This window comes from Sphingobium fluviale, assembly GCF_004122115.1.
GTDB lineage: Bacteria > Pseudomonadota > Alphaproteobacteria > Sphingomonadales > Sphingomonadaceae > Sphingobium > Sphingobium fluviale.
The window spans coordinates 113,432-127,447 of record NZ_SBKP01000005.1 but is presented as its reverse complement, the minus strand read 5'-3'; the positions used below and the strand labels follow the sequence as shown (position 1 = coordinate 127,447).

The window sequence follows — 14,016 nt, the reverse complement described above, 5'->3', positions numbered from 1 at the left end:
GCACGTCCTTGGCTTCACATCTGTCAAGCCGAGGCTGGCACCGAGGGGAAGGACAAGCCTGGATGGGACACATATATTCAACCGACGCAAGGGCCGCATAAGCATGCGTCTCGCCCTAAACGATTCAGGACCAGCGCTGGCGCCAATCTCGCCGCGCCGAGAGCTCGGCGCCTATGAGGCCCTGTGGCTCGAAAAGGGGGCGACCTTCAAAACCCTGGCCGATCGCTTTGCGCTCGATGCCGAAGCGCTTCCGTCCGACTTCGTGCCCGCCCAGCTTGCCGAGCAGTGCGCGGCCGAGGTGATGGCAAAGCTCAAGAAGGCCGGTGTCCATCAGTTTGGCGTCCGCATCCATCATGCCGGTGACTATCCCGCAAAGCTGCGCGACGCGCGCCACCCAGTCGAGCTTCTCTATTATCGCGGCGCCTGGGAGATCACCGAAACCCGGTGCGTGGCCGTCGTCGGCAGCCGCGAGGCCTCGCCCGACGGTATCCGTCGCGCCGAGCGGCTTGCTCGCGAACTCGTCGATCGCGATTTCACGGTCGTCTCTGGCCTTGCCAAGGGCGTCGATTCGGCTGCCCATCGCGGCGCGATCGCGCGCGGTGGACGCACCATTTCCGTGATCGGGACGCCGCTTGGATCCTGCTACCCCAAGGAGAATGCCGATCTGCAAGAGGAGATCGCCCGCGATCATCTGCTGATCTCGCAGGTGCCGGTTCTTCGCTACGCCAAGCAAGCACCCCAGCATAACCGCCTTTTCTTCCCCGAGCGCAATGTCACGATGAGCGCTCTCACCGAGGGCACGATCATCGTCGAGGCTGGCGATACGTCGGGCACGCTGACCCAGGCGCGCGCCGCGCTCCATCAGGGCCGCAAGCTCTTCATTCTCGACAATTGCTTCCAGCGGACGGACATCACGTGGCCAGCCCGCTTCGAAGCCGAAGGTGCAGTGCGCGTGAAGACGCCCGACGACATCTGGAGCGCCCTTGGTTGACGGTGTCCGGCTCTCGCAGATCGATGAGACGAGCCGCGGGGATCATTATCATCTGACGGCCGAGGATCGGTGCTACTATCTCTACGAATATACCTCGCACCGCGACTATTCCTTCAGCGCCACCAACCAGCTGATCAGCAATCTCAAGAAGAAGCCCAGCCAAGCCGACCAGCCACATTATTGGTACAAGGGCCAAGCGATCGGCACGTGCGGCCGCGCGCTCGGCGCCGCGCTTAACCCGGCGTGGCTCGGCAGTGCTACCCTCGTGCCCGTGCCCGGGTCGAAGGCAACAGATCACCCGGAATATGATGATCGCATGGAGCGCATCTGCCGGCTGATGCGCCAGCCTGCGCCCGACGTGCGCGCGCTCGTCCGTCAGGCTGCCTCGACCACCGCGTCGCACGAAGCAGGACAAGGTGACCGCGTCACCGTCGAAGACCTGCTCGATCTCTACTCGATCGACGAAACCATTGCCGCCCCGGCACCGCAGGCAATCGGTATCGTCGACGATGTCTTGACAGCCGGAACCCATTACCGGGCCATGCACACCGTGCTTGCGGCCCGATTCCCGAATGTTCCGATCATCGGCCTCTTCGTCGCGCGGCGGGTCTTTCCCGAGGATCCACTTGCCTTTGGAGGCCTGTGAGCATGGATCGACCAAGCCACGACGGACCGCCAGACCGTATCAGCGACGTCCATGCGGCGACCGCGCTCACTCCGCCGAGCGCGGGCACGATCGACGAGGAGCGTGCCTTTCTCGCTCTCGCGACGGTGCGGGGCATTGGTCAGAAAACCCTGTTCGCCATGGCCGACGACAAAAGATCGTTCAGCGATGCGCTCGAATATGGGCCAGAGGCGTCCAACCCTGCAGGCAGCGACGGCAAGGCCATCTCAGAGCGGCACTGGTCGCGGGTTCGCGGGCATGCGCTTGAACAGGGTGACCGCCTGGCCGAGCATCTCGAAGCGCTCGGCATCGGTCTGCTCTTTCGGGGGTCGCCGGGCTTTCCCTCCGCCTTGCTCGACCTTGAACGTCCGCCGCACTGGCTTTTCGTGCAGGGCAGCGTCGAGCGCCTTGCCGAGCCGTCCATTGCGATCGTCGGTACCCGCAAGCCCAGCGCCGACGGCTTCTTCCTGTCACGCTATGTGGGCGCTTGTCTCGGCGAATGGGGTGTACCGACCGTCAGTGGCCTCGCGGCCGGCATCGATCAGCTGGCGCATGAACACTCGCTACGCGCTGGCGTGCCGACGATCGCGGTGCTGGGCACCGGCATGCTCGAAGACTATCCCAAGGGCTCAGGTCGACTGCGCGATCATATTCTGGCGACCGGCGGCGCGATCGTCAGCGAGTATCTACCAACAGCGTCCTACAGCGCCGAGAATTTCGTCCAGCGCAACCGGCTCCAGGCGGCGCTCGGCCGGATCCTGATCCCAGCCGAATGGAATCGCCGCAGCGGCACGGCCCATACGGTCCGCTTCGCGACCGCGCTTGGGCGGCCTATTGCCTGCCTGCGCTTGCCTGAGTGGCCGGACGAGCGCGTAGTGCTGGAGCGTGGCATGGGGCTTCCGACCGGCGAAATCTTCACCGTACCGCACGACCAGGGACGGTTCGACGCCTTCGTCCGGTCGGCGATCGGCAAGTCTTCACCCGCTCAGTTGGGCCAACTTTCGCTATTTGGGGATAGCTAGCCGTGCTCAAGGGGGCGATCTTTTCGCTGCACGATGTGCTCGTGACCAAGGGCACGATCAACGCGCCGCTGTTTGAGGAAACGCTGCGGCTGCTGCGCTATCTCAAGGCGCGGGGTGTCGAGCCGGTTTTCATTGGCAACCATGACTGGACGGTCACCAGTCCCGGCCAGTCGAAGCCGTTCCGGACCCTGCTCGAAGAGCGGCTCGGTCCGATCAGCTATTATATCGGCGGCCAAAACGGGATGCCGTATAAGCCACGCGCCGATTCCACCGCGCATATCCTCTCCGACAAGGGCTGGCAGCGGAATGAGGTCCTTTATGTCGGCAACACAACCGACGATATGAAGACCGCTGCCAATGGCGGCCTGATGTTTGTGAACGTCATGTGGCACGGAGTGGCGAGCCCCTACGGCTTTCAATTCGACTCTCCACGCGACGTCGCGCGCTTCGTCGATTGCCTCTGTCTGGGCCTCGACGGCTGGTTCTGGGCGCTCGAACAGGGCGATCTGCGTGTCTATGCGCTCGCGCCTTTCACAACGCTCTCGCCGCGCTACGCACAAGCGCATGCCTATTCTGAAAACGCCAAGGCGACCTCGAAACACGGTGCCGGTGATGCGAATTTCTGGGGCCGTCTGCTCGCGGCGCGCATCTATTTTTCAGGTCTCGCTGACGAGATCGACTATATCACCGCCTATCCCGGGCACGCGCCTACTTCCAACGCGACGGTGATCAGTGAGGCGCTTAACATCCTGGGGCAGTCACTGCGCAAGAGCTATCTGCCCGACCTCATTCTCCGTCACACCAAAGCGGTGAAATCGCAGACCGCGCGGGCCTCAGGGGGAAGCGTGGGCCTCGACAATCAGCTCAACACGATCCGGCTCAACCCGGCACCCGTCCGCGGCGTGGGCGGCAAACCCTATAAGTCGCCGCCCGCGCGCGGCGGCAAGCGTGTCCTCGTTATCGATGATATCTGCACCGAGGGTAACAGCTTCGAGGGTGCGCGGGCCTATCTGAGGGCCGCAGGAGCGCAAACGGTCTGCGTGAGCTGGCTCAAGACGATCAATAAGGACTATCGCGCCGTGTCACCAGCCTTCGGCCCGTTCAATCCCTACATCGCGCAAACCTTTCCGACACCGATCGCGACCACAACGCACTGGTATTCGAGCGCGATCAGCTCGCATGCTGCGCCGACTGACCTCGCCGACGTCTATAATCGCTACTTCAGCTGGGCTTGGCCCGCCGATATATGAAGCAGGCGTTTTCACTGGAAAACGATCAGAAACGCCATTGCCCTCTCGGTCCCTTCCCTCTGAACGTCACTCGGCTCACGTAAGTTGTCAGCCTCACGCTTTTTGCTGTGATCGATGACGCCGAGTGCCATGATTGACGCTCTATGACGGTTTTGTCGTGGATGTGCCGGAAACACAGGTGCGCTCCCAATGTCGGCTATTGCTGCTTCGGCGCTCTTGAGCGGGCAGACAGCAAAGTCGGCGATCGCTGTCTATTTCCTCAGCGCAAAGCGATCAACCGTGTCCTCGACCTCATCGTCTTCCCAGCCGTCGGGCAACACGCCGTGGTCCTCAAAGATAAGCAACGAGATTGTCATTTCGTAATGGTCAGCAAAAATTGCGACTTCGCGCACCGGCCGGTTCCACCAGACGCCCGGCGGCAGGTCCTGCCCCTCGGGCGGGGGAGATGAGCCACCGCTTCCTGCGGCGAGAGACCCTCGCGGCAATTCCATGCCGGATGGGAAAAAGATGCGAGCGCGGCCCGCTGCTGCACTCCGGCGGCCCCACAACACGAAGCCGTTGGTGGCGACCACAACGGCGGCGCACAGACCGGTGCTTTCCAGCCACTTTAACGCAGCGGCCGTCAGCGATACATCATAGCGATCAGCGCAGTGCTTCAAGAGGTCCAGAGTCATGCGCTGTTTACCTACTTGGGCTCGGAAATCGGTGAGCGGCATCAACAGATAGGATGCGAACTTATCTGCCTCCCGCTCCTGCTGCCGCGATCCGCCCAGCACATCGCTCTCACCACACTCGAATCCAGCGGGCGATTGCTGGCGGTGACACAGGTAATGTCCCCATTCGTGCCCGAGGGTGTAATTAATCCGCCCTGCCGAGCGGATGCCCGGATTATACAGGATGGCCCACCCGCCACGCTTTTTGAGCGGAGCAAGCGCGCCCTCGAAGCTCGGCACCGGCGCTTCAATGATGTCCAGGACGGGATCGCTGAAACGCTTGGAGTATTCGAGCGCGATTTGCCGCACATCTACCGGGAACCGCGGCCCCCACATCGTCACGAGGGTATTGGCCCACGCGCTTGGGGTGGTGGGATCACTCCTCATCGTCCAGCACGTCCAGAATCCGCTTGAGCTTCGCCTTCACATCGGGATCAGCTTTCTGAAATCGATGAAAGAATGCTGTGTCTTCCACATCCTCGGTCGGCTTGACCTGCGAGGCGTCAATCAGGAACGCGGACGTGACACCTAAAGCGTTCGCAATCCTCTCAAGTTTCTCGGCAGATGGGCGGGCAACGTCCTTATTTTCGATCTCCCACATATAGCTCTTTGAGCTGTCGGTCGCTTGCGCAAGCTGTTCAAGCGTGAGCCCGCGTTCCCGACGAAGTTCATTAATCTTGGTGCCGAGCAGGGATGGCATCTGTCCTCCGGTGCTGTTAGGGAAGTTCGGCGATAACCTGACTCCTTATGCTTGACAAGCGAACTCGTAGTCACCATACACCTCGTATGGCAGTAGCGAACTCACCTGCCACGAGCACAAGGAGCCTTGATTATGGCAAAAGGTAAAAGTGGCGGTGGGCACTACCGCAGCGCAATCAGTGGACGCTACGTGACCTCGGCACACGGGAAACGCAGCCCGAGCACCACGGTCCACGAAGCGAGCGGCAAGAGCGGAAGCACCGGCGGTGCGTATCGCAGTGCGATCTCCGGGCGCTTTGTAACCTCCGCGCACGGCAAGCGGAGCCCGAACACCACTACCCACGAGAAATAAGCATTCAGTGCCGCCCGCTCACCCGGGCGGCGCTTCCTTTTCAGGAGACAATGCGAAATGGCCTTCCGTACATTTCGGTGGAAGAGGAACTACCGCAAGGTTCCCCCGCACGTTCTGAACGCGCTCGAAGAAGTTGAGGGCGATCTTATTGTGATTGCGGCCACGAAGAGGATTGCTCGCGCAGACATCGAACGGGGCGAGTACGCCCACATCGGATTGCGGGCAGCGGACGGCGCCATAATCATCGACGGGCCGGTAATGCCTCCCGCAGATGCCGGTAAATGGTCGGAGCGTAATGCCCACGGGTGGGATCGGAAGCGAACCGACTGGCCGATGGTCACGAAAACCTATGTATTCGAGACGCCAAATTTTGGGGACGCAGGCACATACGGCACCCACATGCATACATGGGATCGTGAGGTCTATCAGCATCAGGTGTTCGAACCGCAGGGGATGCTGATCCAACCGGAGGTGCTGCAAGACGGGGGCGGTGATTACGTCGCCATCAAATTCACCCTGACCCCTCACCTGGAGCGGGCTGAAAGCGGGTTCGATCTGATGCTACTGTGGTCCATAAATGTTCTTCAGGAGAACACGGGTGTAACGGGGGTTTTCGCGGCCGACGCCACTCGGGACGACTACATCGCCACCATTACCCTCGACTGGCAAATCTTCCCGCCGGGCACGATAGACGAGGTGATCGAGCGGCTGGCGCAACAACCAGTGGACCCGCGCAACGCACCGGACTTCGACAAGCATGTCCGCGACCGTGTGCGTCTTTTCGAGCGGCTGAACCCCACCGCATATATTCGCGGGCAAGGCGGCTTCGGCTCCTATTTCGGAGCTCAGTTCGCCGACGACCTGGTGGTGTTCGAGAACCTCAAATACGGAAATGCAGTTTACGTCCTCTACGAGGATTGGCCTATGCCTATGAAAAGGGCGATGACGACGACCTTCTGGTGATTTCGGCTAAGCTGGCCGAGACACCTTGTAGCCCGCTGTACAAGGGGCCAGTTTCGCCAGACAGAGCGCTTCATGAGCTCGTGAAGGCTGGTGCGCAGGCATGAGCCTTCTGGCCGCCCACTGCGCTCAGAAACCCTCCAGCACTCGGCCGGAAACCCAGCCTATGCGGTCAGACGGGATCGGACGTCAAATCGACGATACGGAAAACAGCCCCTGTTCCAGCATCACGAACGAGGTCAACGCGCTGGCCATCCCAATGATAGTCGAGGTGCCGTCCCTGAAGGGGGTTTGACGCGCAGTCAGGGTAGAAGAGCGCGACGCATTCTCCATCGGGATGCCGGATACTCGGGTAGACAATTCCGTCCGATCCCACGCTCTGGAGGTGCCGCGCGAGCGCTTGAGATGCGGCATAGGCGTCGGAGTCGAGCGCCTGAACCGGCTCGCCTGCCAGAGGACGAAGATCATGCAGTTCTGCATCGACGGACACGACGATTTCCCGGAACTGCGAAGTCCAGCCAGGTGCTTGCCTAGTCCGTGCCATGAAGCGGGCATGGTGGTGGATCGTCTCGAACAGCGCGGTCTCGAACCGGTCCCCAACATAGAGCACGCCGTAGCTACCATCGGTAAACCTGCTTGGCCGATCGGTGCTGACATGGGTGAATGGCGCCATGAGGTAGGATGCCCCGTTTCCGCCTACGCGCCGCTCGACTGGAACGAGGTCAAGATTGCCGATCGTCGCCATGATGCGGGGATTGGTCTTCTGCTCTGCCGAGATCAGCAGCGGCCAGTCGGCAGGATCAGCGATGTCCTCGAACAGGTCGATCGGTGGAAAGGCACTGCGGATGATCCTGACAGCGCCCTTCCACTCAACTCGAGAAACCGCGATATCCGCCGCTCCGCTCACCAGCCGCTACGTTCGGCGTCGAGGTAGCGACGCACCCGCATGATGTCGGTGAGTTCGCCCCCGAGCATCACCTCGAGAGCGCTGAATCCACCGAACGCGTCGTTGGCTGCCCTGATCCATCCATAACCACGGGCCGCCTCCGAGAAGATTATCCGAAGCGCCTTGTGGATGCCCATGAGGTTGGAGAGCCGAGCGCGGCCATCGCGCGAGACGCGCCCCGGGCCTTCTGCCTTCCATCGCCGATAGGAACGTACCGGCATGTCGAGCAGGGTTGCCGCCTGCTCATCGGTCAGTTCCCATTTGGCGAACAGGTTGAGGACTGCCCGGAACATGGCAGCTGCCTCGTCCTGGGTAATTGGATCGGGCCGGAAGGCGGTAACGGCAGTATCAACGGGTTGCAGAGCCAACATAGCAGATCTCCATATGGCAGCATATATTCAAGATAATGCCATTTGGCAAGGAACTATGCCGATGATGCCAGTCTGGCAATCACGCTCACTGCGCCTTCGATCGGCACGAAAAGCCGGGTCTGGTAGCGGATGATCTCGGTGAAGCAGCCTTGGGCCTTGTACCAGTCGAGGCGGGCTACGCTCCATCCCGTAAGCTCAATGCGCTTTGAGCCATTGACCAGGCTGCGCTTGACCATGAGCTGCTCGCGTCCCGCAAATTCCATAGACCGGCCAGTAGCAAGAACGGTCTGCACGATTTCATCGGAGGACAGCGTCAGCTCGCGTTCCAGACCCAGCGCTCGGCACAGTTCGGGCACGCAGTGGACGGGAACCTCCCGGCCGAGGAGCGAACGGCCATCCACTGCCGAGATACGGCTGACTTTAACGAAATCCGATGGCAGCTTGTCCCAGACCGGAAGCAGGAGACCTGTCGCGAGATAGAGGCGCTCGCGCTTATGGCTGGTCCGCGCTTCCTCAACTTCGGCCGCCCAAGCTTCGCGGAAAGCGTAGACGGAAATTGCCTCCCAGCTGCTCTCAGCGAGCTGGTCCTCGGTGATGTGAGTGCGCTTCAACGGGCGCAGCAGTTCGAAGCGGGTCACGCGCGTGCCGTCATCGGCAAGAATACTGCGTGCAGGGACCAGTAGGGCGACCCGACCAGAGCGGGCATTCCGAACCGGTCGCTGCCGCTGCCCGGTAAGGCCATGGAGCTCCTCGAGCCGCTTCAGTGTGAGCGGCTTCAAAGCTCTGGCGATTTCCAGTTCCAGCAGATGGGTGGTCGCGCCCGATGCCGGATCGGTGCGCAGCAGAGTGTCGGACAGGACCGTGAAGTCCGCGACTGCGATGGTCTCGAGGCCCAAGTCGAGTGTGCCGGCCTGCCGGGCGGCATCGATGCGCGCTTCGACCAGCCCCATGAACTCATCGAAGATCGCGTTCTGCAGGGCAATAGGAAGCGCAAGGATGCGATTGAGCCACCGCTGGATCGACGGCAGGTCATCGACCATTGAACCGTCGGTTCCTTCGATCCGGAGGCCCGTCAGCTCCTGAAAGCGACCAAGGCTGACGGCTTCGAGTTTGCCAGTGAATAACAGGCCGAACCAGCGGTGGAGCGCCTCCTTAGCGTAGATGCTTTCGAGATTATCAGCTGGATCAAACAGGTTCTGTCCGCCGGTCTGGCGCTGCCCGCGCGTCAGAGCGCCAAGGCTGTCCAGACGCCGCGCGATCGTCGAGATGAAGCGACGCTCGCCGCGCACATCTGTCGTCACAGGCCTGAACAGCGGGGCCGAAGCCTGATTGGTCCGATTGGTGCGGCCAAGCCCTTGGATTGCCGCATCAGCCCGCCAGCCCGGCTCAAGGAGGAAGTGGACGCGACGAGCCTGGTTCTTCGCGGCCAGATCGGCATGGTAGCTACGCCCGGTGCCCCCGGCATCGGAGAACACCAGGATGCGCTTGGCACCGTCCATAAACGCCTGGGTCTCAGCGACGTTTGCGCGGGGCGACCGGGATTGGAGTTTCTGACGACCGTCGCGGCCGACGATGAGCCGACGGGTGCGACCGGTCACTTCGGCCACTTGGTCAACGCCGAAGCGCTCAATGATGGCATCGAGCGCAGTTGCAATCGGCGGCAGGGCGCAGAGCTGCTCGATCATCCGGTCGCGCGCGGCAAGGGCGGAGCGGCACAGCACAGGTGCGCCTTGCTCGTCACTCATCGGCTCGGACCGAGGGTTGCCGTTTTCGTCTGTGAACACCGCCATCAGGCGGACGGGAAAGCTCTTGGCGAGATAGTCGATCACGTATTCCCGCGGGGACAGGTCGATCTCGAGAGCTTCGCGTTCCTCGTCAGACAGTTCGGCAAGTCGCCGGTCGAGCATGGCCTCTGCCGTTGAGACGAGCTGGACGACAACGGCATGCCCATCGGCAATTGCCGTATCAATTGCGGGCAGCAGGCAGGGGAGCTTCATCGACAAAAGCAGCTGCGCGAAGAAGCGCTGCTTGGTTCCCTCGAAAATCGACAGCGCTGCGGACTTAGCACCGGAGTTGAGCGTCCCCCCAGTCTCGGTGTCGACGATCCGCGTGACCTCTAGCGCTTCGCGCAGGTTTGCGTGGATGATCGCCCAGGCTTCGGCATAGGCATCGTAGACCGCGATCTGATCCTCGTTCAGGCAATGCTCGAGGATTTCATACTCGACGCCGGCGAAGGAGAGTGCGCGGGCCGTGTAGAGACCGAGCGATTTGAGATCCCGCGCAACCAGTTCCATCGCTGCGATGCCGCCGTCGCGAATGTCGGCAACGAAGGCCTCGCGATCGGCGAAGGCGGTCTCCGGACCCCAGAGCCCGAGGCGCGTGGCATAGGCGAGGTTGTTGACGTCGGATGCACCGGTGGCTGAGGCGTAGAGCACCCGCGCGCGAGGCAGGAGATTTTGAAGGCGAACCCCGGCGATGCCTTGTTCCGATCCCTTGATCTTGCCCCGCGATCCTTCGCCGCCGGCGGCGTTGGCCATGGCGTGCGCTTCGTCGAACACGATCACGCCGTCGAAATCTTCACCGGCCCAGTCGAGGATCTGATTGAGGCGCGTTGCGTCGCTCCGGCCCGAACGCAGTGTCGGATAGGTGACGAAGAGGATCCCGTCGCGCATCGCGATGGGGGAGCCCAGCTTCCAGGACGCCAGCGGCTGGATGTCGATCGGGAGACCGCCAAGCGCGGCCCAGTCGCGCCGGGCATCTTCGAGCAGCGCCTCATTCTTTGAAATCCAGATATGGCGGCGTTCGCCGCGCATCCAGCGATCGAGAATGACGCTCGCGACCTGGCGGCCTTTACCGGCGCCGGTGCCATCCCCGAGGAAATAGCCTTGCCGGTAGACCTTACCTTCTGCTGACGCCTTGAGCGAACAGCCCTTGTCCTCGGGCTCGAACCGACCGGGAAGATCGCGGGCGTGAGCGCTGGCGGCGTAGATCAGGGTCTCTGCTTGGGCAGCAGACAGCAACCCTTTGGCGATAAGCCCGTCCGGCAGCTGCGGCACCGCGTCCGGCTTGGGTGCCGAGATCGACCCCATGGCGACGGACTCGACGAGCGGCGTTGGATGCTCGGCCGCGCCATCGATCACGATCCGGCTGGGGCGATAGGGCAGATAGTGGCCGACCTGTGCCTCAAGCGGCGCAGTGGTTGCGAGCGACTGGTAGGTGAGCGACCCGATGGCGGAGGCTGGAGGCGTGATCCTGGCTGGTATCGGCAGCGGCCGGCGCGGCACCGCCACCAGGCGAAACGGCGCACGAGCGGGAAGGCTCGATTGCTCTGGAACAGCCTTCAGGCTGGCGCGAGCCGGCAAAGCATCGACGAGATCGACCAGCTGGGGAAAGTCGTTTGTGCGGATAGCGACAGGCTCATTGGAGCCTTCCGCCTTGTCGAAGACCAACAGCCGCGTGGTAATGCCGGTGCCCTGCCTGACGAACGCGCGTTCGACGGCGGCATTGAGCCTCAGCGAAACTGGCCCTTTCGCCCCGGCCAAAAACCGCACGCAGTCGAACCATTCAGGCATGATCGCCACAAGCCGCCCGCCGGGCGCAAGCCGGTTCCAGGCCGATCGCAGATGCCTCGCCCCGGTGCGGCCATCGTGGCCCCGCTCGATCCCGTGAGAATACGGCGGGTTCATCAGCACGACGCTGGGGACGATGGCCGGATCGAGCAATTCGTCGATCAGCTCGGCATCGTATCCAGTCACACGGGAAGCGGGGAACACAGCAGTCAGGCAGTCGCGCCGCAGCGGAGAGATTTCGTTGAGGGCAAGGCGCGCGCCAGCCTTTGCCGCCCAGACTGCGAGCATCCCCGTTCCGGCCGAGGGTTCAAGCGCGAGCTCATCGACTTCCAGCGCGCAAGCCCGGGCAGCAAGCCAGGCAAGGCGCGGCGGCGTCGCAAACTGCTGCCATTCGATCTGCTCGTCGCTGCGGTTGGTCTGGGTCGGAATTCGGGCATCGAGACCGCTGAAGAACTGTTCCGCCTCGTCGATCGGGCTCGTGGGCTGGACTTGATCTGATGCTTGCAGGTGTTGAACCTGCGCCAGCTCGAGCGCAGCGTAAGCATCACGGACTGACCATGCCCCGAGTGCATCGGTTCCGCCGAAGTGGTCCGTCATGATGCGGTTGATGTCGCTGCGCGAAAGCGCGCTGCCTGCTGCCAATTGCAACGCCATTGCTTTGGCTGCCGTCACGACAAGCGGCGGAGATGGTGGATCGAATGCGAAGGCGAGGGAAGTGTTGGACATGGGAAACCTCCTGACGAAGTCCTGCGTCTCGCAGGCCTCAATCAGCCGAAGGCGCCCTCCCCTCTGGCTCGCTGATCAGGTTTTCCGAGCGAGCTTTGCCTTGAGTTCATCGTTCCAGTCGAAACCGGTCGATGCTGGCGCTCGCGAGCGGATCACCCGGCCCGATGCAGAATAAGCCTTTCGCGCGCGCTGATCCGCGAGTTCGCCTCCCGGATCATTGTCGATGAACAAGTGGAGCTCGCGCACACTCTCCGGGATCGCGACGAGGCCGAACCGCTCGTTCCCGAGCGTTGCCCAGCAAGGAATCCCGGACAACTGCATGGCTGACAGGGCGCTTTCGATACCTTCGGCAAGGCCCAATCGGCCCGCTGCTGGCGGGGCCAGTCTGACAGCACCGCAGCCGAGGCTTCCCAACGCTCGCTTGGGACGCTCGAAACCTGCCAGCTTGCCACTCGCGGTATCGAGAAACGTCCTGTGTATCGCGATTATGCCGATGTCAGCTGTAACTGCCGCCAACATTGCAGGGAGGAACTGGACCGCACCACGTGGTCCGAGCGGCGTGCGCTCGAGATAACGGAGTTGATCAGAGGCACGCAGGATCCCGCGCTTCGCAAGGTATCCTTCGGCAGGGCTGTCGGAGATCGCCGTCGCCGAGTGCCACAAACGCCGCGCATTGGAATTGAAGGCCCTTTTTTCCGGTCGATCAGCGGCAACCGCACCCGAGCCATCGAACAGGTCACCGCTGCGAACACCCTGGCGGTCAAGCGCCGCTATGACCTCCTCGTTCGAGCATCCCGCGAAGCAATGAAACAGGATCGCTTTGCGACCCAGGGTCACACTCAGCGAGGGGGTACGGTCGTCGTGTGCGGGGCAGCAGCACATGCCTTTGCCCCGACCCCATGTACCCTGAAGGCTTTCGACGATCATGCGGGCGCGGCGTTCGAGTTGATGAACTTTGTCTAACGGGGGCATCGACGTTCTCCGGTTAAGGTGCCCTCCCCGCGCAGCCTCCGCTCTGCGCTCGCGCCAATCCAATTTCCTACATCGCTTGTTCTTTATATGTTCTCACTCGATTCGGCTAGACAAGGATCGAGAAATGACAATCAGAACTCTCTTGATCGCAGGCATCGCCATCACCTCTGCTATCCCCGCCAGTGCCCAGGACATAGCAGCGCCAGCCACGATCGACGCCCCGGCCAGCCATTCCGATGGCATCCGCATTGCTGAAAAATCCAACGGCTTCCAGCTGGTCGAGCATGGGCTTTGGCGATCCGTCCAGGACGGGCCGGCACCTGTTCTGACGATCCCGCAAGATGGCCGGCTCAAACTGCCATACAGATACGATCCCAAGGCAAAACCCGGTCCAACCGACTTTCGACGAGCGAGTTATCTGCCCCTCGTCTATGCGGCGGAAGCGAAATACTCATTGCCCGCGGGCCTGCTCGATGCACTTATATGGACGGAGTCTCGATACAACCCCTTTGCCATCAGCCCAGCAGGCGCAGCAGGTCTCGGACAGCTGATGCCAGCAACCGCAAAGGAGCTTGGGGTCTTCAATCGCTTCGATCCTATGGCAAACATCTTCGGCGCTGCGCGATACCTGCGGCAGATGCTCGACAGGTTTGGCGTGGTCCACCTCGCGGTGGCTGCCTACAATGCGGGACCGGGGGCAGTGGAACGTGCTGGCGGCATTCCCCGGAATGGCGAAACGCCCGGATATGTCCGCGACGTCCTGCGGCACTGGCAGTTTTGA

The 14,016-nt window shown here is 62.1% G+C and carries 13 protein-coding genes; 7 read left to right on the top strand and 6 right to left on the bottom strand.

The window, feature by feature from the left end; all coding sequences use genetic code 11:
- The first annotated feature begins 103 nt into the window (after window positions 1–103).
- From EQG66_RS07185 to EQG66_RS07170, 4 genes are read left to right on the top strand one after another with little or no spacing between them, the layout of a single operon-like run.
- Window positions 104–991: a DNA-processing protein DprA gene (locus EQG66_RS07185; RefSeq protein WP_011445843.1), complete on the top strand. Its 888-nt coding sequence runs from the start codon at window positions 104–106 to the stop codon at window positions 989–991.
- On the top strand, window positions 984–1,637 hold the full coding sequence (locus EQG66_RS07180) for a hypothetical protein (protein WP_011445844.1): 654 nt from the start codon (window positions 984–986) through the stop codon (window positions 1,635–1,637). Before EQG66_RS07185 ends, EQG66_RS07180 begins: the two co-directional genes overlap by 8 nt.
- A gap of 2 nt (window positions 1,638–1,639) precedes the next feature.
- Window positions 1,640–2,677 (top strand): DNA-processing protein DprA, encoded by a 1,038-nt coding sequence (locus tag EQG66_RS07175; RefSeq protein WP_129403907.1) that lies wholly within the window; start codon window positions 1,640–1,642, stop codon window positions 2,675–2,677.
- Window positions 2,678–2,679: 2 nt separating this feature from the next.
- Window positions 2,680–3,927 (top strand): HAD family hydrolase, encoded by a 1,248-nt coding sequence (locus tag EQG66_RS07170; protein ID WP_129403906.1) that lies wholly within the window; start codon window positions 2,680–2,682, stop codon window positions 3,925–3,927.
- Window positions 3,928–4,178: 251 nt separating this feature from the next.
- Here EQG66_RS07170 and EQG66_RS07165 read toward each other — a convergent pair whose 3' ends face one another.
- A complete protein-coding gene (locus tag EQG66_RS07165; protein WP_245987936.1) occupies window positions 4,179–4,976 on the bottom strand; it encodes an ImmA/IrrE family metallo-endopeptidase in 798 nt (265 codons plus the stop codon).
- A gap of 40 nt (window positions 4,977–5,016) precedes the next feature.
- Window positions 5,017–5,340, bottom strand: a complete 324-nt coding sequence (locus EQG66_RS07160) for a helix-turn-helix domain-containing protein (RefSeq protein WP_011445848.1) — start codon at window positions 5,338–5,340, stop codon at window positions 5,017–5,019.
- A gap of 132 nt (window positions 5,341–5,472) precedes the next feature.
- Here EQG66_RS07160 and EQG66_RS07155 point away from each other — a divergent pair, with 132 nt between their 5' ends.
- Entirely contained in the window at window positions 5,473–5,691 is a 219-nt protein-coding gene (locus EQG66_RS07155; RefSeq protein ID WP_083440007.1) for a hypothetical protein, read from the top strand.
- Between the two features lie 57 nt (window positions 5,692–5,748).
- On the top strand, window positions 5,749–6,654 hold the full coding sequence (locus EQG66_RS07150; RefSeq protein WP_129403905.1) for a hypothetical protein: 906 nt from the start codon (window positions 5,749–5,751) through the stop codon (window positions 6,652–6,654).
- 169 nt (window positions 6,655–6,823) lie between these two features.
- Here EQG66_RS07150 and EQG66_RS07145 read toward each other — a convergent pair whose 3' ends face one another.
- The 4 genes from EQG66_RS07145 to EQG66_RS07130 form a co-directional block, all read right to left on the bottom strand.
- Window positions 6,824–7,558, bottom strand: coding sequence for an RES family NAD+ phosphorylase (locus EQG66_RS07145; protein WP_129403904.1), 735 nt, complete (start codon window positions 7,556–7,558; stop codon window positions 6,824–6,826).
- Window positions 7,555–7,968: an MbcA/ParS/Xre antitoxin family protein gene (locus EQG66_RS07140; protein ID WP_129403903.1), complete on the bottom strand. Its 414-nt coding sequence runs from the start codon at window positions 7,966–7,968 to the stop codon at window positions 7,555–7,557. Before EQG66_RS07140 ends, EQG66_RS07145 begins: the two co-directional genes overlap by 4 nt.
- Before the next feature lie 53 nt (window positions 7,969–8,021).
- On the bottom strand, window positions 8,022–12,263 hold the full coding sequence (locus EQG66_RS07135; RefSeq protein ID WP_129403902.1) for a bifunctional class I SAM-dependent methyltransferase/DEAD/DEAH box helicase: 4,242 nt from the start codon (window positions 12,261–12,263) through the stop codon (window positions 8,022–8,024).
- A 75-nt stretch (window positions 12,264–12,338) separates the two neighbouring features.
- Window positions 12,339–13,235, bottom strand: coding sequence for a DUF7146 domain-containing protein (locus EQG66_RS07130; protein ID WP_129403901.1), 897 nt, complete (start codon window positions 13,233–13,235; stop codon window positions 12,339–12,341).
- Window positions 13,236–13,359: 124 nt separating this feature from the next.
- Here EQG66_RS07130 and EQG66_RS07125 point away from each other — a divergent pair, with 124 nt between their 5' ends.
- The gene (locus tag EQG66_RS07125; protein ID WP_129403900.1) at window positions 13,360–14,016 is read left to right on the top strand and encodes a lytic transglycosylase domain-containing protein; all 657 of its coding nucleotides are present in this window, start codon (window positions 13,360–13,362) and stop codon (window positions 14,014–14,016) included.